The 21613-nt window shown below is 38.6% G+C and carries 21 protein-coding genes; 5 read left to right on the forward strand and 16 right to left on the reverse strand.

All coding sequences use genetic code 11. The annotated features are described in order from the left end of the window. Positions 1-232 precede the first annotated feature (232 nt). The 4 genes from FEZ33_RS06100 to FEZ33_RS06115 are packed head-to-tail and all read right to left on the reverse strand — an operon-like array spanning position 233 to position 1547. Positions 233-421, reverse strand: coding sequence for a glycine zipper domain-containing protein (locus FEZ33_RS06100; protein WP_138404520.1), 189 nt, complete (start codon positions 419-421; stop codon positions 233-235). A 36-nt stretch (positions 422-457) separates the two neighbouring features. Continuing rightward, positions 458-859: a GNAT family N-acetyltransferase gene (locus FEZ33_RS06105; RefSeq protein ID WP_138404521.1), complete on the reverse strand. Its 402-nt coding sequence runs from the start codon at positions 857-859 to the stop codon at positions 458-460. A gap of 1 nt (position 860) precedes the next feature. Beyond that, on the reverse strand, positions 861-1082 hold the full coding sequence (locus FEZ33_RS06110) for a YdbC family protein (RefSeq protein ID WP_138404522.1): 222 nt from the start codon (positions 1080-1082) through the stop codon (positions 861-863). Between the two features lie 15 nt (positions 1083-1097). Further along, positions 1098-1547, reverse strand: a complete 450-nt coding sequence (locus tag FEZ33_RS06115; RefSeq protein WP_138404523.1) for an aminoacyl-tRNA deacylase — start codon at positions 1545-1547, stop codon at positions 1098-1100. 197 nt (positions 1548-1744) lie between these two features. Between FEZ33_RS06115 and ade the strand changes: the two genes are divergently transcribed. Next, positions 1745-3484 carry an adenine deaminase gene (ade, locus tag FEZ33_RS06120; protein ID WP_138404524.1) on the forward strand — a complete coding sequence of 580 codons (1740 nt, stop codon included), beginning with the start codon at positions 1745-1747 and terminating at the stop codon, positions 3482-3484. 181 nt (positions 3485-3665) lie between these two features. On the opposite strand, the gene rho is transcribed toward ade, so the two are convergent. The 3 genes from rho to FEZ33_RS06135 all read right to left on the reverse strand — a co-directional run bounded on the left by rho (position 3666) and on the right by FEZ33_RS06135 (position 7172). Next, complete coding sequence (gene rho, locus FEZ33_RS06125; RefSeq protein ID WP_138404525.1) at positions 3666-4931, reverse strand: transcription termination factor Rho; 1266 nt, start codon at positions 4929-4931, stop codon at positions 3666-3668. 128 nt (positions 4932-5059) lie between these two features. Further along, positions 5060-6331, reverse strand: coding sequence for a UDP-N-acetylglucosamine 1-carboxyvinyltransferase (gene murA / locus FEZ33_RS06130; protein ID WP_138404526.1), 1272 nt, complete (start codon positions 6329-6331; stop codon positions 5060-5062). Positions 6332-6341: 10 nt separating this feature from the next. Then, a complete protein-coding gene (locus FEZ33_RS06135; RefSeq protein ID WP_171031303.1) occupies positions 6342-7172 on the reverse strand; it encodes a hypothetical protein in 831 nt (276 codons plus the stop codon). A 272-nt stretch (positions 7173-7444) separates the two neighbouring features. Here FEZ33_RS06135 and FEZ33_RS06140 point away from each other — a divergent pair, with 272 nt between their 5' ends. Together FEZ33_RS06140 and FEZ33_RS06145 are read left to right on the forward strand one after the other, a co-directional pair. Continuing rightward, positions 7445-8152, forward strand: a complete 708-nt coding sequence (locus FEZ33_RS06140) for a TraX family protein (RefSeq protein ID WP_138404528.1) — start codon at positions 7445-7447, stop codon at positions 8150-8152. A gap of 10 nt (positions 8153-8162) precedes the next feature. Beyond that, positions 8163-8750, forward strand: a complete 588-nt coding sequence (locus tag FEZ33_RS06145) for a hypothetical protein (protein WP_138404529.1) — start codon at positions 8163-8165, stop codon at positions 8748-8750. A 535-nt stretch (positions 8751-9285) separates the two neighbouring features. Here the strand turns inward: FEZ33_RS06145 and fba are convergent. The 7 genes from fba to FEZ33_RS06180 form a co-directional block, all read right to left on the reverse strand. Then, a complete protein-coding gene (gene fba, locus FEZ33_RS06150; RefSeq protein ID WP_138404530.1) occupies positions 9286-10143 on the reverse strand; it encodes a class II fructose-1,6-bisphosphate aldolase in 858 nt (285 codons plus the stop codon). Between the two features lie 508 nt (positions 10144-10651). After that, the gene (locus FEZ33_RS06155) at positions 10652-11929 is read right to left on the reverse strand and encodes an MFS transporter (protein WP_138404531.1); all 1278 of its coding nucleotides are present in this window, start codon (positions 11927-11929) and stop codon (positions 10652-10654) included. Positions 11930-12007: 78 nt separating this feature from the next. Next, entirely contained in the window at positions 12008-12646 is a 639-nt protein-coding gene (gene pyrE, locus FEZ33_RS06160; RefSeq protein ID WP_138404544.1) for an orotate phosphoribosyltransferase, read from the reverse strand. 25 nt (positions 12647-12671) lie between these two features. Continuing rightward, the gene (pyrF, locus tag FEZ33_RS06165; RefSeq protein ID WP_138404532.1) at positions 12672-13388 is read right to left on the reverse strand and encodes an orotidine-5'-phosphate decarboxylase; all 717 of its coding nucleotides are present in this window, start codon (positions 13386-13388) and stop codon (positions 12672-12674) included. Positions 13389-13647: 259 nt separating this feature from the next. Next, positions 13648-15261, reverse strand: a complete 1614-nt coding sequence (gene pyrG / locus FEZ33_RS06170) for a CTP synthase (protein ID WP_138404533.1) — start codon at positions 15259-15261, stop codon at positions 13648-13650. A 155-nt stretch (positions 15262-15416) separates the two neighbouring features. Beyond that, positions 15417-16112 carry a DNA-directed RNA polymerase subunit delta gene (rpoE, locus tag FEZ33_RS06175; protein ID WP_138404545.1) on the reverse strand — a complete coding sequence of 232 codons (696 nt, stop codon included), beginning with the start codon at positions 16110-16112 and terminating at the stop codon, positions 15417-15419. A 40-nt stretch (positions 16113-16152) separates the two neighbouring features. After that, the gene (locus FEZ33_RS06180) at positions 16153-16572 is read right to left on the reverse strand and encodes a DUF1934 family protein (protein WP_171031304.1); all 420 of its coding nucleotides are present in this window, start codon (positions 16570-16572) and stop codon (positions 16153-16155) included. 99 nt (positions 16573-16671) lie between these two features. Here FEZ33_RS06180 and FEZ33_RS06185 point away from each other — a divergent pair, with 99 nt between their 5' ends. Both FEZ33_RS06185 and FEZ33_RS06190 read left to right on the forward strand, forming a co-directional pair. Beyond that, a complete protein-coding gene (locus FEZ33_RS06185; protein WP_138404535.1) occupies positions 16672-17526 on the forward strand; it encodes a lipoate--protein ligase family protein in 855 nt (284 codons plus the stop codon). 10 nt (positions 17527-17536) lie between these two features. Further along, positions 17537-18934 carry an HD domain-containing protein gene (locus FEZ33_RS06190; protein ID WP_138404536.1) on the forward strand — a complete coding sequence of 466 codons (1398 nt, stop codon included), beginning with the start codon at positions 17537-17539 and terminating at the stop codon, positions 18932-18934. A 502-nt stretch (positions 18935-19436) separates the two neighbouring features. Here FEZ33_RS06190 and FEZ33_RS06195 read toward each other — a convergent pair. Together FEZ33_RS06195 and FEZ33_RS06200 are read right to left on the reverse strand one after the other, a co-directional pair. Continuing rightward, positions 19437-20627: a M20 metallopeptidase family protein gene (locus tag FEZ33_RS06195; protein ID WP_138404537.1), complete on the reverse strand. Its 1191-nt coding sequence runs from the start codon at positions 20625-20627 to the stop codon at positions 19437-19439. A 38-nt stretch (positions 20628-20665) separates the two neighbouring features. Beyond that, on the reverse strand, positions 20666-21538 hold the full coding sequence (locus FEZ33_RS06200) for a MetQ/NlpA family ABC transporter substrate-binding protein (protein WP_138404538.1): 873 nt from the start codon (positions 21536-21538) through the stop codon (positions 20666-20668). Positions 21539-21613: the final 75 nt, after the last annotated feature.

The raw sequence follows: 21613 nt of genomic DNA on the forward strand, positions 1-21613 counted from the left end.
AATGCAGTTCATTGGTAAATGCCAAAGCTGAACTCAACATTTCTGTTTGAAAGTGAAGTTCAGCAAATAATAATCTACTAAACTCAACTTAAAGCAGAAATATTTAATAAGAATTTGGTGTGTTGCATTTCATCTTACAACACACCTTTTTTATTTTTATTATTTTTAGTCAATTTTTATTCACCTATAGTGTTGATCAACGACATATAGTACCTGATGACTGTTCAATAGTTTACTTCTCTTTATCTTTTTCTTTTGGGTCCCTATTGATTGAGCTAAGGGCAGCTCCAAAGGCTACGCCTAATGCAATCCCTATTCCAATATTGTCCATCATTATCCCAAAAGCAACTCCTAAGGCTATACAAATTCCCATCCACATCCCAGTATTACCTTTGTTATCGCTCTTCTTCTGTTTACTCATGATAAAGTCCTCCTCGACTTTTTCATCTCAAGCACGCTACATTGAGAAACCTAACGCACCAGTTTCATTGAATTCCTTCATTCCTAGTGACTGATAAAATGCTTTCGTTGCAGGTGAATTCTCAGTAGTTAATATAATCTGCTTTGCGTATCGGATCTCTTTTAACATCTTTTGCATTAAATACTTTCCGATTCCTTGCCTTTGATAATCAGGATGGACCAAAACATCTTGAATATAAGCAATGTATACACCGTCGCCTACGACTCTAATCAAGCCAATTAGACGTTCTCCGTCCCAAGCTGTTAAGTAATGCTTGGCTCCTTCGAGTAAACTCGTTAAGTCCGGATTATCTTGTGTGTAAGCGCTCCATCCGACACTTTCATATAAATAAATCAGTGCCTCGTGGGTAATATCGACTTTCTTTTGGTATTCAATCATTTTATAAATCCATCTTATTTAATACATCGCGAAGTACTCTTAATTCTTCTTCTGTAAAAGTTAGTCCTTTCCCCATTTTGTCGTATTCTGGACTCCAGTCTCGTATATCAAATTTGGGCTCACGTTCATTCCAACTAACTTTTGTTAATTCTTTTGACCAGCCTTTCGCATTCTCACTTAATTGGCCGTAATGTTCTATAATTTCAAATTTAAAGTCTGCCATACTATCTCTCCTCTATTATGCTGTCGCAATATCTGCGAGTTCAAAGTTAATAACTGCTACTAAATCCCTTGGGTTTACTTCCACTGAAAAGCCAACTTTTCCTCCGCTGAATAAAATAAGTTCGTACTCTTTCGCCGATTCATCTAGCACAGTCTTAAATTGCTTCTTCATCCCAATGGGTGAACAACCTCCATGCATGTAGCCTGTGAGTGGAAGTAATTCTTTTTCTTTGATCATATGAATATTTTTTTCGCCAACAGCTTTAGCGGCTTTTTTTAAATTCAATTCTTGCGTTACTGGAACAACGAAGACGTAATGTTCACCCGATTTCCCTTGTGTAACAAGGGTTTTATAAATGGGCGACTCAACCTTTAATTTGTCTACATCTTCCCATTGATAGCCAGTATACTCGATTTTATTTTGCTCAAGCACACGCATCACATTTGTTTTATCTTTTTTCGCCATTTTATCACCTGTCTTTGCCTTCTTTACACTATCATTATAACTGAAATGCAAGCTAGTATAAAATAAGAACAACTTATTCACTTCAGTGAATAACACGAACAATGGTATTTATTATACGTTTATTATCCGCTAATCATTGAAAGGTAGTCCATCTATTGCCTATTATAGATAAAAGTTATTTTTTTAAGGAGGACATCATGAATAAAGCATCACTAAAACATTTAATCGACGTGGCAGCAGGGCGAACATCGGCAGATCTCGTCATTAAAAATGCACGAATTGTCGATGTCTATCAAGGGCAATTAATTGAAGGGGATATTGCGATCACAGAAGGCGTCATTGCCGGCATTGGGGGCGATTATGAAGGTAAAGAGGTTCACGACTTAGCAGGTAAGATTGTAGCACCCGGGTTAATCGAACCACATATTCATGTTGAATCTTCCTATGTGACTCCAGAAGAATTTGCACGGTTATTAGCGATTCATGGGACAACAACGGCGCTTGCAGATCCTCATGAGATTGCTAATGTGGCTGGCATGGACGGATTAAGCTACATGATTGATGCATCTCAGAATGTAGGGATTGATATCCGTTATATGATGCCTTCTTGTGTGCCTGCAACGAATATGGAAAACTCTGGCGCAGTTATCACTGCCCAAGATATGGTTCAACCAATTATTGACGGGCAAGTTGATGGTTTAGCTGAATTTATGAACTTTCCAGGTATTATTAATAATGAGGATAGCGTCATTGACAAAGTGATGGTGGCTCGTGAGCACGGCAAGCGTATTGACGGACACAGTCCGATGGTTACAGGTAAAGATTTGAACGCTTATATTGCTGCTGGGGTGGAAAATGATCATGAATGTACTACGATTGAAGAAATGCATGAGCGATTAAGTCGCGGTATGTACGTCTTCTTGCGTGAAGGGTCTGTGACACAAAACTTACGCATGTTACTTAAAGGAGTCACTTCTTCCAATAGCCGTCGCTGTCTTTTATCTGGTGACGATGTCCAAGCAAAGACACTTTTAGAGTTAGGCCATCTAGATAATAGTTTACGAATTTGTGTTGAAGAAGGTCTGGATCCAATAACTGCCATTCAAATGGCAACAATTAATACTGCTGAAGCGACACGTCTGCGTGACCGCGGAGCAATTGCACCTGGTTTACGCGCTGACTTCATTGTTTTTGATAATTTCGATAAATTAACTATTCAACGCACTTATGTTGAAGGCCAATTGATTGCTAAAGACGGCGAATATTTAGTTCCGATTCAGCGTGCCAATTACGAAGTCGTTGAATCGAGCGTGAAGTATAAGGATTTTAGCGAAGAGCGTTTAGTTTTACCTTTAGAGTCTGATACTGTCCGTGCCATCGAAGTCGTAGAACAGGAAGTCATTACGAATGAAGCAATTATTCAAGTGGACCGCGATGCTGATGGGATTTTTGAATATAATCCTGACATTCCAGTAGTTAAAATTGCTGTGATTGAGCGCCATCACTTAACTGGTAATGTGAGTGTGGCTCTATTGAAAAATTATGGAATGAAATACGGAGCAATTGCTCAATCGATTGCACATGACAATCATAATGTGGTTGTTGCGGGAACAAATGATTCTGATATGGCTTTTGCTGTGAAAGAATTGGAGCGACTTCAAGGCGGTGTCGTGTTAGTTAAAGACGGTCAAGTCATTGCTAATTTTCCTCTCCCAGTGGGCGGCTTGATGAGTGATTTAACAGCCGAAGAAGTGATGGCACAACAAGATACCATTAATAAAGTTGCACACGAGAAGTTAGAAATTTCTCACCGTGTTGATCCAATTATGACTTTAAGTTTCATGCCACTTTCTGTAATTCCTGCACTTAAAATTACAGACATGGGCTTGATCGATGTAACAAAATTTGAATTTGTTCCAGTATCAATTTCGGAATAAACTCTTATAGAGGCAAGCAACTGCTAACGGGCAGATTCCTTGTTTTTTTGAGTGGATGGTTGTCTGGGCAATAAGGTTGGTATAAAGCGTCACTTTGATTTTCCATAGTGACGCTTTTCCCCAATTACCAGCCCAAACAAAAAAGCGACATCATTTTCATGACATCGCCCTTGAATTTCGATTATTTTTGGACTAATTTTTCAATTTGTCCTAAGAATTCTTCGTTAGTATCTGTGTGACGGAGAATTCCGATGAGTTGATCAGTGTATTCAAGAGAATTTCCGACCATCATTTTGCGGAACTTCCAAATCTTGTCTAACTCTTCTTCCGGAATCAGTAATTCTTCTTTACGTGTTCCTGAACGTTGAATATCAATCGCTGGGAAGATACGGCGTTCTGCTAGTTGGCGAGATAGGTGAATTTCCATATTCCCTGTCCCTTTGAATTCTTCATAGATTAAATCATCCATACGGCTACCTGTATCCACTAAAGCTGTCGCCAAAATAGTTAATGAACCGCCATCTTCAATATTACGCGCTGCTCCAAAAAAGCGTTTTGGGAAGTAGAATGACGCGGGATCTAACCCACCACTTAATGTACGACCACTTGGTTTAACTACTAAGTTGTAGGCACGAGCAAGGCGTGTGATACTATCCATTAAGATAACAACATCTCGGCCATCTTCAACTAAACGCATGGCGCGGTCCAAGACTAATTCTGCAATACGAATATGGTTCTCAGGTTTTTGGTCAAACGTTGATGAAACCACTTCACCATTCACGCTACGTTCGATATCTGTTACTTCTTCTGGACGCTCATCGATTAACATCACAATGAGTTCTGCATCAGGATAATTATGCGAAATCCCATTAGCAATGCTTTTTAATGTTGAAGTTTTACCGGCTTTAGGTGGTGAAACAATAAGGCCCCTTTGTCCAAATCCAATCGGTGAGAACACATCTATTAAACGGTTACTGATTGCATTTTGCTTGTACTCTAATTTAATTTGTTCTTCTGGATATAATGGCGTTAAACTTGGGAAGTGATCGCGTTCTTTTGCTTCTTCTGGGTCTTTACCATTCACGGTTGAAATTTGCATCAAACCGTAATAGCGCTCATTTGATTTTGGTGGACGCGCTGGGCCGGCTACTTTATCCCCGTTTCTTAAATCAAAACGGCGAATTTGTGAATTTGAAATATAGATATCTTCTTGACTCGGTGAGTAGTTAATTGGACGAATAAAACCAAAACCATCCCCAGGTAAAATATCTAAAACTCCTTCAACTTGGAAGAAGCCTTGTTTCTCTTCTTGTGTACGCATAATCGCTAAAGCTAATTCTTTTTTACTTAATTCACTATAGTTAGGGATTTTAAGTTCGCGGGCGTAACCATAGAGCTCTTTTACGTCTTTATTTAATAATGTTGGCAATGAAAATGCATCTGTCATTTTATCAGTTCCTTTTCTTTACTTGAATGTTTGTGGAGAGTTTGTTTTGTGGGCGAGTGGGGGTGATTTGAATACAAAAATATATTTGGACAGAATTTAATTGATCTGCCCAAATATAGTCATGTTTATTATTCTTCGACAGTGTCGTCTTCAATCATTTCAATATCGGCACCAATAGCTTTTAATTTACCTACGATGTCAGTATATCCACGTAAGATATTGCTTACACCTGTGATGACTGTCTCGCCATCAGCGATTAAAGCAGCAATTACAAGACATGCACCGGCACGTAAATCACTTGCACGGACTGGGGCACCTTGGAGTTTCGATGGGCCACTAATGCGGATAATATCACCATCTACTTTGATATTTGCTCCCATGCGGTTTAATTCTGGAATGTGTTTCACACGTTGTGGATAAATTGTATCCATAATGGTTCCTTCACCGTGAGCTTTTAAAAGTAATGGTGTGAAAGGTTGTTGTAAGTCAGTCGCAAAACCAGGGTATGGCAGTGTTTTAACATTAACCATATTTAAGTTATCAGATTTCTTGATGTCAATCGAATCTTCACCAATCGTCATCATCGCACCCATTTCGTCTAGTTTAGCAATGTAACTTTCGATATGTTCATAAATAACGTTTGTGACACGAACATTTTCACCCATTGCGACTGCCGCTGTAATGTAAGTACCCGCTTCTATACGGTCTGGAATGATTGTATGGTTGGTACCATGCATTTCGTCGACACCTTCAATACGGATCAAGCTTGTTCCAGCACCACGGATATTTGCTCCCATTTTGTTCAGAAGTGTCACAACATCGATAATTTCTGGCTCACGTGCTGCATTTTCGATGATTGTTTTTCCTTTAGCACGGACAGAAGCTAGAATCGCGTTGATTGTTGCTCCCACTGATACAACGTCCATGTAAATTCTTGAACCTTCTAGCCCATTTGGCGTTGATAAAGTAATCACACCAAATTCGTCTTCAACCGTTGCTCCAAGTGAACGAAAAGCTTTAATATGTTGGTCAATTGGACGAGGTCCTAAGAAACATCCTCCAGGTAGTCCGATAACACCTTCACCAAATTTCGATAAAGTTGCTCCCATAAAGTAATAAGATGCACGTAAACTTTGGATTTTTCCTGTTGGCATTGGAATTGACACCATATCTGTTGGGTCAATCATTAGTGTATTATTTTTAAATTCGGTTTTTACATTAAATTCAGCAAGTATTTCAAGTAATGAGTGAACATCTTGAATATCTGGCACGCCTTCAAGTACAACTGGTGAATCAGCGATAATTGCGGCTGGTATTAGTGCCACCGTACTGTTTTTTGCTCCGTTAATTGTAATTTCGCCGTTTAGAGGTTTTCCTCCACGAATAACTAATTTTTTCATGTTTCGCTCCTTAATTCGTTCTGTCTTGTATATTATTTTTAATTGCTTTATTTATTTCGTTCAAAATCGCCCATTGGCGCTTGTCATCTAGTCCAGCAAGTATTAGTGCTTCCTGAAGGAGACGATGAATTTGTTTCACGTTCATCCCCGAACGACGTTCAACTAGTTCATCACTGACATAAATTACTTCGTGAGCCACGATATTTCGGACATATTTTTCAATATGTCTTAAAGAAATGGCTTTCGCTCTCACTTCGTCATTTCTACTATGATCGTCAATGAGTTTTAATAAATGACTCGAACTTACATAATGCTTATAATTGAAGCGGTCGCCGTAATATTTTGTAAAGGTCTCAGCCACTTTATTCGCTTCTTCCTCCACTTTTGCTTGCTTCCACTGTAAACCACGATAAACCGGCGTTCCTTCAACGGTTTCCTTGACAATTGGTTGGATATATTGACTTAATTCCGGCATAAAATCTTCTTCGATAATTAAGCGCAGTAAATCAACCAACAACGGACTGAGTGCACGAAAATAATCCATATATTCAGATCGTTCAAATTGAACATTCATATAATGTGCATAGCTATACACTCGGCGTTCTAGGTATGTGGGCTTGAGTAAATATTGGCGGTCTACTTTGGGAGCTAGTTGCTCAATTTCTCGAATATTTACATCTAGAAAAGCTTGAGCAAGCTGAATTGAGTGAGTAAGGTAGGAATCGTTCAGTGTAGTATTCTCTTTTATATAAGATAATAACGGTCGATATTGATTATATTCCAACATATGATCAATCAACGTCATTTGAGTTTTACTTATGATCGGGGAAGGTTGTGTCACGGATTCATTCTCCTTAAATTTTATATAGTTGAAGTATATCATAACGCTCCTAATAAATTAACATTCTTGTTTTATGATTCTAACATAAGCCCGGAATCCTTCAAAGAAAGGACTACTATATCCATGTTTTTCTTGTTAAAATATGGATAATTCCTCTAATTGAACATTAGAGTGTTAAAAATATTTTCTATACAGTACCATAACTTAATTACTGTTATGTAAACATTGTATTTCAAAATGAAGGATTTGACTCAGAAAGGATACTTTATCATATGGAAGCTTTAAATAAGCCTCAGAATACGTTTATAAATAGTACGACCATCAAAATCATTGCGATGGCTTCGATGTTAATTGATCACTTAGGTGCTTTCGTGCTCCTGCCCTGGTTGCAAGCGGGGAATGGTCAAGTTAATTTCGAAACATGGAACTCCGTGTACACCGCAAGTCGGGCAGTCGGGCGACTTGCTTTTCCGTTATTCTGTTTTTTAATTGTCGAAGGCTTTCAGCATACAAGCGATGTGAAAAAGTATTTAAAACGTCTCGGTATCTTTGCGCTAATTTCTGAAATTCCTTTTGACTTAGCGAGATCGCATACATTCTTTGATTTTTCTGGACAGAATGTGATGTTCACCTTATTTAGTGGGCTGTTTGCTATTTGGTGTATAGAAAAATTTGAGCAACCCATTTACCGCTTTGTGGGAGTTGTGCTCTCCTTAGCATTTGTCTTCATCTTGGACACAGATTATTCTACTTTAGGCGTATCCGTTATTATTATTCTGTATGTCCTACGGGATTTTCGGTTATTCCAATCCCTTTTTGGTGCTTTTGCATTTATCGGCAGTTGGTTTGCGATGCCTGCTTTCATTATTACCTATTTTTACAATGGTTTAAAAGGAAATCTCAGCTCCAAAGCATTCTACTGGTTCTATCCAGTTCATCTATTACTTTATGCACTGATAGCATATTTATTATTATCTTAGGAGGAAAAATATGAAAATAAATTATCCTATCAATGGTACCGAAGAAGAAATCAAAGAAGTTGAAAAGATTTACAAAGATTACCCTGAATTACCTTACATCTCGCCAGACCGCAATCTAAAAAAATGGTTCCGTGATTTAGACTTAACAAGCGAAACGCGTGTACCCTTGCGCAATATGCAACGTACTGAAGAAGGCTTATTACCGGGAGATATCATTTTAATTTGGCGAATTTCTTTAGGGACATTCACAAACGAATCAGTGATGCCGAAATACTTTGAATATGATTACGGCATTAACGCTCACCAATCTTTAAAAGACTTAATCGAACACGGTTATGTGATTCAAGAATCGCCTTATGAATCAATGGATCACGTCACAGCCACTTTGTTGAAGAGCTTATTAAAAATGAAAAACGTTAAAGGCTATTCAAAATTAAATAAAACAGGCTTAGTGGAAGAAATCAAAAAGCATTATTCCAATGAAGAATTAGATGAATACTTCGATGTTCGCGGCATGCGTTTAACTGATTCTGGTAAAAAAGCTTTAGAAAACAATCAATTTGTGATTGATAAACATCCAACAAAACCAGGTTATTAAAAAGTTTTAGTGTTAGCGAAAGAAATCTTGCTGGCACTATTTTTTAGGTAGTTTTTTGGTGTACTTGAGCCAAATGGCAAAGTTATTTGGCTTGAGTTAGATCAACTAGAGACAAACCGCATCACCATTTGGCTTGAGTTAGACCAACTAAAGACAAACCGCATAACCATTTGGCTTGAGTTAGACCAACTAGAGACAAACCACATCACCATTTGGCTTGAGTTAGACCAACTAAAGACAAACCGCATAACCATTTGGCTTGAGTTGGATCAACTAGAGACAAACCGCATAACCATTTGGCTTGAGTTGGACCAACTAGAGACAAACCACATAACCATTTGGCTTGAGTTAGACCAACTAAAGACAAACCGCATAACCATTTGGCTAGAGTTAGACCGACTAAAGACAAACAGCATCACCATTTGGCTTGAGTTGCAATTTATTCTCTATCTATAAATTATCAGACAGAAAAACCCGTTCGAACCAAGATGAATCTCGGTTAGAACGGGTTTAGTTTAGTATTGGGAATGAGTTATTAAGCTTTGTTTGATGATCCAAACATATCCATTGTTTCTTTAGTTGTCGCAACAATTGCATCTTTACCAGGTGCGATTACTTTACGTGGATCATATACTTTATCATCCGTGTTTAATTTTTCACGAACAGCTTTTGTCCATTGTTGTTGTAATTCAGTGTTAACGTTAATTTTTGCATGTCCAAAGCTAATTGCTTTTTTAACTTGGTGTTCTGGAATTCCTGAACCACCGTGTAATACTAAAGGCATACCAGTTGCTTCAGAAATTTCTTCCATTTCTTTAAAGCCTAATTTAGGTTCGCCATCGTAAGTTCCGTGAACTGAACCTAATGCTGCTGCTAAAGCATCAACGTTAGCTTCTTGTACTAAACGTACACATTCAGCTAAATCAGCATAAGCAACTCCACCGATAACTCCGTCTTCTTCTCCACCAACAGTTCCAACTTCACCTTCAACTGAAGCACCGTGTTGATGAGCATATTCAACAACTTGTTTTGTCATCGCAATATTGTCATCGATTGGGTGATGAGATCCGTCAATCATTACTGATGAGAAACCAGCGTCAATTGCGTCTTTACATGTGTCAAATGAAGATCCGTGGTCTAAGTGTAGAGCAACTGGTACTGTAATGTCCATTGTTTCCATTAAAGCGTTAACCATTGCTGCTACTACTTTAGTACCACCCATATATTTAGCTGCACCTTCTGATACACCTAAGATAATTGGTGAGTTATTTTCTTTTGCAGCTGTTAATACAGCTTGAGTCCACTCAAGGTTGTTAATGTTGAATTGACCTACAGCGTACCCTTCTTCTTTTGCTTTGTTTAACATATCTGTCATACTTACTAAACGAGTCATGCTTAAAATTCCCCCTATAATGTTATATTATACGTTTATTATACTCCAAAAACCGCGCTATGGCTAGTAATTAAGCAGATTGGCGCTATGGCTTGATTTGTAGGCATTTTAATTGAACTTTTTTCACTTATTCATTTAAGGGGTTAAATTTGATTAGAGATTATTTTGATGATTTGAAAATATAAAATACTGGCGGTTGGTTTTATTTTCACTAAATATTTAAAAAAGTGCTTAGTTTATGACAGAGTGTTAGTAGAGGTACAGTAGTATCAGGACGACGGATCGCACATGATACCGTTGGAACGAAGCGACTTACGGAATCAGTAGATCAGCGAGACGGAAGCTCAATCACAAGCTAACGCAGAAGTGATTAGCTGGAGCCGTGCCACTACGGTCACCGAAACTAATACTCTGGAATAAGCGGGGTTACCATTATATTCTTTTCAAGATTAATCCCCAAAAAACATAAAAAGAACCTAGCTTCTCAACTAGATTCCTTCAATAATTATTATGCTTCAGCTAAGCGTTTGTTGTTTTTAACTGTTGTCGTACTTGTATCAATATCCACTCTATTGTCCAATGTTTTATAATTATCAGCCTTCAATTGAGGTAATGTAATCATGAAACCGAAACTGATAATGTACAGCCCCGCTAAGAAAAGCATTACTAAAGGTACACCTGACATATCTAAGATGTAACCAATGATGACTGATGAGAATCCTCCAACAGCACGTCCCACATTCAAGATTGTGTTATTCGCAATCGTACTGATTTTGTAAGAGTATAAGCGTGTAATAACCGCTCCGTAACCTGCGAACATTCCATTCACAAAGAATCCAACGATAGCTCCACCGATTAAGATTGATGTTGCGCTATTAGCAAAAGTGAATAAATATACTGCCACGGCAGAACTTATTAAGAAGATTCCGTAAGCTAAGCGTGGGCCAATTCGGTCTAAGATTTGCCCGAAGACAAACATTCCGATACACATACCGATGATTGTAGCGATCATCCAAGTTGAAGAACCACTGACACTGACGCCAATATTTTGTTGCATCATTGTTGGTAACCAGTTCATCATACCGAAGTAACCTGCGATTTGAACAGTTGTCATAACCATTAAAACGATTGTTTGATACGATGTCTTTCGGTCTTTGAATAAATCTTTAATGCTACCTTGTGCTGATTCATCATCTTCATCTGAATAACTTTCAATATGTAATTCTTCTTCCTTAACTGTACGACTCACCCAAACTACGATTAAAATTGGAAGTAAACCGAATAGGAATAGTCCGCGCCACCCGAATATTGGAGCAATCAATCCTGCAAGTAGGGCTGAAGAAATTGAACCGATTTGGCCAACAATTCCGTTTAATGAACTGATGCGTCCCATTTTTTCACTTGGCACGAGTCCGGCCATGATTGAGATCGCCACACCATATTCACCACCGACACCAATCCCGGCAATAAAACGCATTGCATATAAGTAATAGATATTATTTGTAAAGAAGATTAACCCTGTGGCAATTGAAAAGATTAAAATTGTCCATTTAAAAACTTTTAGTTTGCTGTAACGGTCTGCTAAGATTCCAAATAAAATTCCTCCGAACAACATACCGAAGTTTGTAATAGTCGCAATCCACCCTGCTTGTGCTCCTGAGATACCTAATTGAGAAATGATTGTAGACATCGAAAAGGCTAGGAACATGACGTTTAAATCATCGGTTCCTGATGCGACAATGGCTGATAATAAAGCGTTACGTTGTGATTTGTTTAAGTTTTTCATTTTGTATAATCTCCTTTAATGAATGCTCTCGGCATTCTTTATTAAAATTGTTATAGATGACTATAGGGACAGAGTTTTCTATGCTTCAAATTGTTTTGACCATTTTGCTGGATCTTGATACCACTCGACTAACGTGTCATAGTAGGCTTTTAATTTCGGATCGCTGACAGCATATTCTACTAGTTCGCGGTAGTTTGTTAATGTTTCAAGTGAGAATTCAACTTCACTAAATGCTTTTTGTCCGCTTTCTAACATATAGTTAAAGATTGCGGCGCAACCGATAACTTCACCTCCAGCCTGCTCTACTTTTGAAGCGGCGTCCAATACACTTCCACCTGTACTAATTAAATCTTCGACCATGACAACTTTGCTGCCTGGTTTAAGGTAGCCTTCGATGGCATTTTCCTTTCCATGGTCTTTCGCACTTGATCTGACGTAAATCATTGGTAGGTTTAAGAGATTAGCAACAAAGGCCGCATGCGGAATACCGGCAGTGGCAGTTCCGGCGATGACTTCAACGCCTTCAAATTGAGTTTTAATTAAATCTGCTAAAGCTTGTTCGATAAAGTCACGTGTTTCTGGGAAACTCATGATTAAACGATTGTCACAATAAATTGGGGCTTTGAGTCCACTTGCCCAAGTATAAGGTTGATCTGGTTTTAAATTTACTGCTTCAATCGCGAGTAATTTTTCTGCTACTTGTTCTGATACTGTCATGTTCAAATGATTCATTCCCCTTCTATTAATTTAATTCAGCTTGCCATTCTTTCAAGATATATCGATAGGCTTCTACCGGGTCAGGCGCTTGCGTGATCGGTCTTCCCACAACGATATAGTCACTGCCGTTTTTGGCTGCATCTCTAGGTGTCATAATCCGTGTTTGGTCGTCGATTGATTTTGAAGTCAGACGAATGCCAGGTGTGATAGTTAGAAACTGGTTTGATGTTGCTTCTTTGATGATTGAAGCTTCTAAGGGCGAGCAAACAACGCCATCTAAGCCTGCATTTTGTGTGAGTATCGCATAATTTTGGACACTGTCTTGAATGGGCCCTAATATCTTTTGTTCCTCATTCATTTGAGTTTGCGAAGTTGAGGTGAGTTGTGTCACTGCGATTAGTAAGGGTTTGTGATTATTCAAAGCCCCTTCCTCCAGGCCTTCTTTGGCTGCTTGCATCATTTTCAGTCCGCCACTGGCATGAACATTTACCATGTCTACACCACTTTGAGCGAGCACTTTCATGGCACTTTTGACCGTGTTTGGAATGTCATGTAATTTTAAATCTAGAAACACGCTGTGTCCTTCCTCTTTTAAGTATTGCACAAAATCCATCCCAGTTTTGTAAAATAGTTCCATGCCGACCTTTAAATTTAAAGATTCATTTTTAAATAGATTTAGAAAAGCGATGGCTGCCTCTTTAGTGGCGAAATCTAGCGCAATGATTGGTTTTTGTTTATCCATTGTCTCACCTTTCATTCATTATTTTTAATCGAGAGTACAAAAAAACGACCGATAACAGATCATGTTACCGGTCGTTTACGACGTGAAAGAGTGCATAACGATAGTGTTCCCCCTGCATTGTACAAAATGGGTTCACTATTAATCTCTATAAAATGCCTATAAAGAAATCAGTTAGCAACACTTTCGCGTCTCACGGAACACGATTAAAGCTTTACTACTTTTATGGAATTATAGTGATTATTTACACCAATGTCAATTGTTATTTGCGATTATTTTGATGTTCTAAACTTGCTTCAATAAAGCCTTTAAAAATTGGTTGTGGACGGTTTGGACGTGAAGTGAATTCTGGGTGGAATTGCGGTGCCACAAAGAATGGGTGGTCTTTCAATTCAATAATCTCAACTAACTTCCCGTCAGGACTCACACCTGAGAATGACATACCGTGTTCGCTTAAAGCTTCACGGTACTCATTATTGAATTCATAACGGTGACGGTGACGTTCTTCAATCATTTCGCTTCCGTCGTATAAGTCACGAACTAATGAGCCTTCTGATAATTTTGCAGGGTATAGACCTAGACGTAATGTTCCACCTAAAGTCATATCTTCTGTTTGATCTGCTAATAAGGCAATGATTTTATGTGGTGATTCTGGGTCTAATTCTGAAGAATGTGCCCCTTTTAAGCCAACAACATTACGTGCAAACTCAACGGTCGCTAATTGCATACCTAAACAAATACCAAAGAATGGCACTTCTTCTTCACGAGCATAACGAATGGCTTCAATCTTACCTTCAACACCACGTTCACCAAAGCCGCCTGGCACTAAAATACCATCAACATCTTTCAAGTAAGAATCTACGTTGTCCGCGTTGATATCTTCAGCATTAATCCAAGATAATTCGATATCAGTATTGTGGTAGAATCCAGCATGTTTTAAGGCTTCTACTACAGATAGGTATGCGTCAGGTAATTCAACGTATTTACCTACTAGACCAATTTTTACTTTGTTCTCTAGATGTAGAACGCGTTGTTCTAATTCTCTCCAACCAGTCATATCTGCTTCAGGTAAATCAAGACCAAAGTAATCTAAGACTAATTGGTCCATCTTTTGCTCTTGTAAACTTAATGGGATTGTGTAAAGTGTTTCAACGTCACGTGACTCAATCACCGCATCCGTTGTTACATCACAGAATAGAGCTAATTTATCTTTAATGCTTTGTGGTAATGCCTCTTCAGTTCTCACCACTAAGATATTTGGCTGAATACCTAATGATCGTAATTCTTTCACACTATGTTGTGTTGGTTTCGTTTTTAATTCTCCTGCTGCTTTTAAGTAAGGAATTAAAGTTGTATGAATGTAAAGAACATTTTCGTGTCCGATTTCTGTACGCATTTGACGTAGTGCTTCAATAAACGGTAATCCTTCAATATCTCCAATTGTTCCACCGACTTCAGTGATAACAACGTCAGCGTCAGTTGTTTCTGCTGCACGCATAATTTTGTCTTTAATTTCGTTTGTCACGTGTGGTATAACTTGGACGGTTGCGCCATTATATTCACCTTGACGTTCTTTACGTAGAACTTCATCGTAGACTTTACCGGCTGTGACACTTGAGTATTCATTAACATTAATGTCGATAAATCGTTCATAATGGCCTAAATCTAAGTCAGTTTCTGCTCCATCATTTGTTACAAAAACCTCTCCATGTTGATATGGACTCATTGTACCTGGGTCAATGTTTAAGTATGGATCGAATTTTTGAATATTAACTTTCAATCCTCTGTTTTTAAGTAAACGTCCTAAAGACGCAGCGACGATACCTTTACCAATTGATGACACAACGCCACCTGTAACAAATATATATTTTGCCATTATTGTAAGCTCCTTTTTATATATTTTCGGGATATAAATAGAAAAGCCCCCTATTCCGATGGAATAGGGGTGCTAATTAAGTAGATTGACCTTCCTCTTGAAAGGTGCCCAATTTAGATAATACGATAACTTTGTCGTTTCGTCAATCAAAAATTTTAGTCTTCGTCTTCTTCCTCGAAAACTTCGTCTTCTTCATCTTCAAAATCGTCATCATCGATATCGTCATCATCGATATCGTCATCATCGATATCGTCATCATCGATATCTTCATCAAAGTCCTCGTCGTCTTCATCAAGTTCTAGATCATCGTCACCTAGTTCAGATAAATCACGTGCATAGACACCAAGTTCTTGGTTGTCGTCTTCGTCATCTTCTTCGTCTTTAGCGATTGGAACAACTTCTTCGACTTCATCTTCTTCATCGTCAAAGTCTTCTTCATCATCATAGATATCATCTAGATCTTCTGGATCATCATCGTTGTAGTCAATCATGTCGTCATTTTCGTCAAACGCGTTTAATTTGCGTTTTTTCTTGCGTCTGCGACGACGTGGTAAATCTTCATCATCAATTGAACTTACAATTTCTTCATCGATTGAATCGATGGGATACCAAGCGCGTAGTCCCCAACGGTTATCTCCTAATGAAATGAAGCGTCCATCAATATTGATGTCTGTATAAAAGCGTGTCATTTTCGCTTCCAACTCTTCTTCGCTTACATTTAAATAGTCTTGTATCGCAACCATTAATGCAGTGAAATCATAGACATCACCTGTCTCTTCAAGAATTGCATGTGCAACTTCAATCGAAGAAAGTTCTTCAATATTTTCATTCTCAAATTGTTTTAAAATCAAAGCTTCCACTTCCTTCCTCGTATTCTAATATATTACCGATTTAATTACGATAATGCAATTGAAATTCATAGTCTCCAAGTGGTTCTTCGTTAATTAATACTTGGTATTGAATCATTAACTTCACACCTGTTTCTGTTTCAGAAAATTGAACTTTTTCGGTCTCAACTGCTAATTCCCATAGTCCTTGCGGTGTCATATAGGATGTATATGTTTGTTTAGATGGATTAAACGTTAATGTATATTGCGGTTGTTTAATCTCTGCTATCAGATGCCCTGCGTCACGTTGAGTATACCACTTTACTTCAATTGGAATATCTTCGCGATCGACGTAGGAGATTTTTGAAAAAGTCTTTAAATCAACTAACTCTCCTTTAGTCTCTAACAACCATTCATCTTTATGAGCTTGCTTATGATAGCGAATCTTTTGATCAACTTCAAGATAAATATTTTTTCTCTGCACATTTTCACCACACAATCTATAGTTATTTACTATTATAATCGATTTTTTGTTATAATTATACATAACTATAAAATAATTACAAAATGAAGGAAGGTTTCTATGCTTTCAAATCAAGAATATATATCATCCCAACAATGGCTTGTATTTTCAGAACAAGACAATCCATCAAAAAGGGATCCAAACAGTGCACTCAGTTACCAAGACAGCTTCATCCGCTGGGTTCCAGCTCTAAACGATGACGCTCGTAAACCTTATGGTGTCGTACACTTCTATCCATTTGACTATCCAATTATCCTACTTGGGGCAAAAGATACTCGTCTGCCAGAACTGGGCAATGCGAATAATTATCTCGTTGACCTTGGATACACACTAGTTCAACGTCCTCATGGTGGCTTAGCTGTTGTTAATGACCCGGGTGTCATAAACTTTGGACTGGTGAGTGATAATCGTCATTTTGACTTATCGATTGATCATGCTTACGAGCAAATGGTTGCTTTAGTGGCGCAGTCCTTAGAGCCATTCGGCGTCAAAGTAGAAAGCTATGAAATTCCAGATTCTTATTGTCCTGGAAAATACGACTTAGTTGTCAATGGGCAAAAAATTGGGGGCATTGCGCAACGTCGCTTCAAATCTGGTGTCACAACGGCTGCTTACTTAAGTGTCAATGGTGACCAACAAGCACGCGCTGAATTACTCCAGGCTTATTACCGTACAGGTGAAGCGGGTAGTGACTATCCTTTAATCAATCCTAACTCAATGACAACGATTGAAGCAGTCATCGGTGAACCAATTCAAGTCGATGCATATCAAAAATTATTAATTTCAACGATGGAGAAATACGGTTCACTCACTCAAGGCGACTATGAAGACCCTGCTTTAAAAGCGTTATACGAAAAAGCATTCGATAAAACAACGGCTCGTTCAGAAAAAATCCAACCTAATCAATTACCTTAAGGAGTTAATGATGGCTACTTATAATGAAAAATATCAATTACAAATCTTGCGTCGAGAGAAAGTATTTCGCGATCCCGTTCATGACTACATTCATATTCAAGATTCGATTATCTTAAAGTTAATTGATACGGTCGAATTCCAACGTCTGCGTCGAATCCGTCAACTTGGGACGTCTTCTTACACCTTCCACGGTGCAGAGCATAGCCGTTTCAACCATTCTTTAGGTGTGTATGAGATTACACGTCGCATCATCAACAATTTCGTACGTAATTATCCTAGTCTCGAAGCCGGTGATGGCTTATGGGACGATAGTGAACGCCTTGTTGCCTTATGTGCGGCACTTCTGCATGATATTGGTCACGGGCCCTTCTCACATACGTTTGAAGGGATTTTCGATACCGACCATGAAGTAGTCACTCAAAAAATTATTATGTCACCAGATACTGAAATTAATCATGTATTGAAGTTAATGGGTGATGATTTTCCAGAAAAAGTTGCCAGCGTCATTAATAAAACTTACCCTAATCAGCAAGTCGTTCAATTAATTTCCAGTCAAATTGACGCTGACCGAATGGATTATTTAATTCGCGACGCCTATTATGCTGGCGTGAGTTACGGTGCTTTTGATATTACTCGAATTTTGCGTGTCATTCGGCCATTCAACAATCAAATTGTATTTGATTTCTCAGGGATGCACGCAGTTGAACACTATATTGTGAGTCGCTATCAAATGTATATGCAAGTGTATTTCCACCCCGTTTCACGCGGCATGGAAGAAGTGTTACGTAACTTACTTGCTCGTGCCAAATATTGTTACGACCAAAAACCGGAAACAATGACACATTCCATTGATTTGTTGATTCCTTTCTTAGAAGGTGAATGGGATTTAGAAGACTACATGCGGTTGGATGACTATATTCTAAGTAGTTACTTCTCACATTGGTTACTTGAAGATGACGACATCTTGAAAGATTTAGCTTACCGCTTCTTAAACCGAAAACCGTTCAAATCACTCTTATCGAGCGATGACCAACGTGATGAACTAACATCTTCGATTCAAAATGAAATGCTGGCAGAAGGCTATGACCCAGAATACTACTTTGGGGAAAATAGCTCCTTCGACTTGCCTTATGATTTCTATCGCCCTGACTCAACAAGTACGCGCACGCAAATTGATTTCTTAACAAAACAAAATCAAGTCGTCGAATTGTCACAAGTCAGCGCCTTAGTGCAATCGTTAACCGGAGTGCCGCGTGGGGAGCAACGCTTGTATTACCCACGTGAAGTCTTGCATACGATACTGAAAATCCCTGAAGCAGATTTAACCCCTGATCAGGAAAAAATAATCGCTGCTTATAATGAAGAGACGAATGATGTCACGTTTAATATTCAACAGAGATTATTTTAGTATTTATGGCTTGGATTAGAGCATATTCCCCAGCAATTTTGGTTGTATAACCGGAATTGTTGGGGATTTTGTTTGTGGTAGGGTGTGAGCGTGTCCCTGAGATTTTTTCAGGGACATTTTTTCGTATTTCGTGTCCCTGAGATTTTTTCAAGGATGGTTTGGTGCCCTGAATAGTTCTCAGGGATTCTTTTCGGCATTTTGCATCCCTGAGATTTTCTCAAGGATGGTTTGGTGCCCTGAATAGTTCTCAGGGATTCTTTTCGGCATTTTGCATCCCTGTGATTTTCTCAAGGATGATTCGGTGCTCTGAATAGTTCTCAGGGACCTTTTTCGGCATATTGCATCCCTGAGATTTTCTCAAGGATGATTCGGTGCTCTGAATAGTTCTCAGGGATCCTTTTCGGCGTTTCGTGTCCCTGACTTTTTCTCAAGGAAACATATTCCATACACCTGTTTTTCCCTACCAAAAAAGGATACGCCACAATGACGTATCCAGGATAATCTAAGCTTGATTCAAATAATCTAATGCGAATTCAACGTGGAAAGATGCCATGATTGGTAATACATCTTCATCTAAATTGAATTTCTCGTGATGCAAACCGTATGAAGTTTCTTCAGAACTACTTACCCCAACGCGAGCATATGTTCCAGGGATTTTTGTTAAGAAGTCCGCAAAGTCATCTGAGCCCATACTTGGTTGGCTTTGTTTGATGACGTTTGCTTCTCCGACAATTTTCGCTCCCGCACGTTGGGCACGTAATGTTGCATCCTCGTCATTAATGTTTGGAGCTGCAGCCGGATAGTTTTCAAACTCAATCGTTGCACCAAATACTTTCGCAATATCATGAGCCGTTTCTTCTATCTTAGCTAAAAAACGTTCGCGTGTTTCATGACTTAATGTACGTAATGTCCCCTCAATTTTTGCATGATTGGAAACAATATTATAACGCGTACCTGAAGTGAATTTTCCAATCCCGATCACTGCTGGCTCTAAGGGATTCAGTAAGCGGGATACTAAGTTTTGTAATTCCGTTACAATATTTGCTCCGGCAGCTAAAGCATCAACGCCAGTATGTGGGCGGGCAACATGGGCACTTTTACCTATGACATTAATTGTAAAGATATCACAAGATGCCATAGTAGGTCCTGGCACTGCTTGAATGGTACCGACTGGTATGGCTGGGTCTACATGCATACCAAACACTTGACCTACGCCATCTAATAGACTACTTTCGATAAATTGGTACGCACCGCTCCCAATTTCTTCTGCTTGTTGGAAAGCCACTAAGACAGTTCCAGCAAACTGTTCACGGTGTGATACTAAATAAGCAACCGCACCAAGAAGCCCTGAGTTGTGGGCATCATGACCACACGCATGCATTATCCCTTCATTTAATGATGGGAAATCATGACTAGTCGCCTCTGTGATTTCTAAGGCATCAATATCCGCACGCAGTAATACTTTTCGCTCGCGTTGGCTTTGGGTCGCATCATTCTTTGTTCCTGTAATCGTCCCTAAAGTTCCTGTTTCACCTACTTTTTCAAAAGGAACATTGAGATCCGTAAGTATTTCTTGGATTTTCTCAGCTGTTTTAAATTCTTTTAAACTAGGTTCAGGATGTTGATGGAAATGACGACGCCATGTTACGATTTGTTCTTTATTTGCTTGAATTTCTGGAATAACTTGTACCAATTTAGTTCCTACTTTCTATTGCCTTTATTACTTAGTTTCTACTCTGCCACTTCTGTGACCGTTTGATTCTCGATATCAACGTCGTATTCTCTGAATACTGGGATTAATGAACCGTCACTTGATTCTTTAATAATTTCTGCGATTTCATCTGTTTGGAATAACTCAACGATTTTTAAATACAATGGGTTGTCTTTGTCTTCTTCACGGGCTGCAATCACATTAATATACATCGGATTCACATTATCTAAATTATGAGCATCCGCAAAAATCGCATCTGAAACTTTAAGTCCTGCATCTGAAGCAAAACCAGTATTAATAATTGCCGCATCAACATCTTGCAGTACTACAGCTGCCATTGCTGGGTCTAATAATTCAAACTGTAAATCTTTGGGATTATCTAAAATATCTTTCTCTTCTGGGAAAATGCCAGCCGCCTCATCGACATCAATTAACCCAGCAATTTCTAAGGCTTGAAGCGCGCGTCCATAAGTTGATGGATCGTTTGGAATCGCTATCATTCCGCCATCTGGAATATCTTCCACTGACGTGTGTTTATCAGAATATAAACCTAAAGGCGTAATTAATGTATTCCCTATCGGTGTAATTGTTCCATTATTTTCATCATTCCAAGAAAATAGAAACGGATACCCTTGCGTAGCGTTTAAATCTAATGAGCCATTTTGTAAGGCTTCATTTGGTTGATTGTAATCTGAGAATAGCACAAGTTCAATTTCAATGCCTTCTTGTTCTAGCGCATTTTCAACGACAACATCCCAATAATCATAAGCATTTGAACTGGCTAAGCCTATCGTTACTTTCTCACCTTCAAATTCCCCTTGGGCAGAGGCTTGAATTGGTAAAAAGCTTGCGATAGTAATGATTGCTAAGAATGAATATAATAATTTTTTCATTGTGGACCTCCATTTTTTATTAAAAAAAGCGCAAGTAAAGTCTACAACCACTTTCTTCATTGTAGCTTACTTACG

Origin of the sequence: Ruoffia tabacinasalis (assembly GCF_005864045.1) — a bacterium.
GTDB classification, from domain to species: Bacteria; Bacillota; Bacilli; order Lactobacillales; family Aerococcaceae; genus Ruoffia; species Ruoffia tabacinasalis.

What these genes read in the sequence shown, in the direction of transcription:
- FEZ33_RS06110 (WP_138404522.1), bottom strand. Translation starts at nt 1,082, where the DNA reads ATGGCAGACTTTAAATTTGAAATTATAGAACATTACGGCCAATTAAGT.
- FEZ33_RS06155 (WP_138404531.1), bottom strand. Translation starts at nt 11,929, where the DNA reads ATGAAAAACTTAAACAAATCACAACGTAACGCTTTATTATCAGCCATT.
- ade (WP_138404524.1), top strand. Translation starts at nt 1,745, where the DNA reads ATGAATAAAGCATCACTAAAACATTTAATCGACGTGGCAGCAGGGCGA.
- pyrF (WP_138404532.1), bottom strand. Translation starts at nt 13,388, where the DNA reads ATGGATAAACAAAAACCAATCATTGCGCTAGATTTCGCCACTAAAGAG.
- rho (WP_138404525.1), bottom strand. Translation starts at nt 4,931, where the DNA reads ATGACAGATGCATTTTCATTGCCAACATTATTAAATAAAGACGTAAAA.
- pyrG (WP_138404533.1), bottom strand. Translation starts at nt 15,261, where the DNA reads ATGGCAAAATATATATTTGTTACAGGTGGCGTTGTGTCATCAATTGGT.
- FEZ33_RS06105 (WP_138404521.1), bottom strand. Translation starts at nt 859, where the DNA reads ATGATTGAATACCAAAAGAAAGTCGATATTACCCACGAGGCACTGATT.
- FEZ33_RS06100 (WP_138404520.1), bottom strand. Translation starts at nt 421, where the DNA reads ATGAGTAAACAGAAGAAGAGCGATAACAAAGGTAATACTGGGATGTGG.
- FEZ33_RS06145 (WP_138404529.1), top strand. Translation starts at nt 8,163, where the DNA reads ATGAAAATAAATTATCCTATCAATGGTACCGAAGAAGAAATCAAAGAA.
- pyrE (WP_138404544.1), bottom strand. Translation starts at nt 12,646, where the DNA reads ATGACAGTATCAGAACAAGTAGCAGAAAAATTACTCGCGATTGAAGCA.
- FEZ33_RS06185 (WP_138404535.1), top strand. Translation starts at nt 16,672, where the DNA reads ATGCTTTCAAATCAAGAATATATATCATCCCAACAATGGCTTGTATTT.
- FEZ33_RS06200 (WP_138404538.1), bottom strand. Translation starts at nt 21,538, where the DNA reads ATGAAAAAATTATTATATTCATTCTTAGCAATCATTACTATCGCAAGC.
- fba (WP_138404530.1), bottom strand. Translation starts at nt 10,143, where the DNA reads ATGACTCGTTTAGTAAGTATGACAGATATGTTAAACAAAGCAAAAGAA.
- FEZ33_RS06115 (WP_138404523.1), bottom strand. Translation starts at nt 1,547, where the DNA reads ATGGCGAAAAAAGATAAAACAAATGTGATGCGTGTGCTTGAGCAAAAT.
- FEZ33_RS06190 (WP_138404536.1), top strand. Translation starts at nt 17,537, where the DNA reads ATGGCTACTTATAATGAAAAATATCAATTACAAATCTTGCGTCGAGAG.
- murA (WP_138404526.1), bottom strand. Translation starts at nt 6,331, where the DNA reads ATGAAAAAATTAGTTATTCGTGGAGGAAAACCTCTAAACGGCGAAATT.
- FEZ33_RS06140 (WP_138404528.1), top strand. Translation starts at nt 7,445, where the DNA reads ATGGAAGCTTTAAATAAGCCTCAGAATACGTTTATAAATAGTACGACC.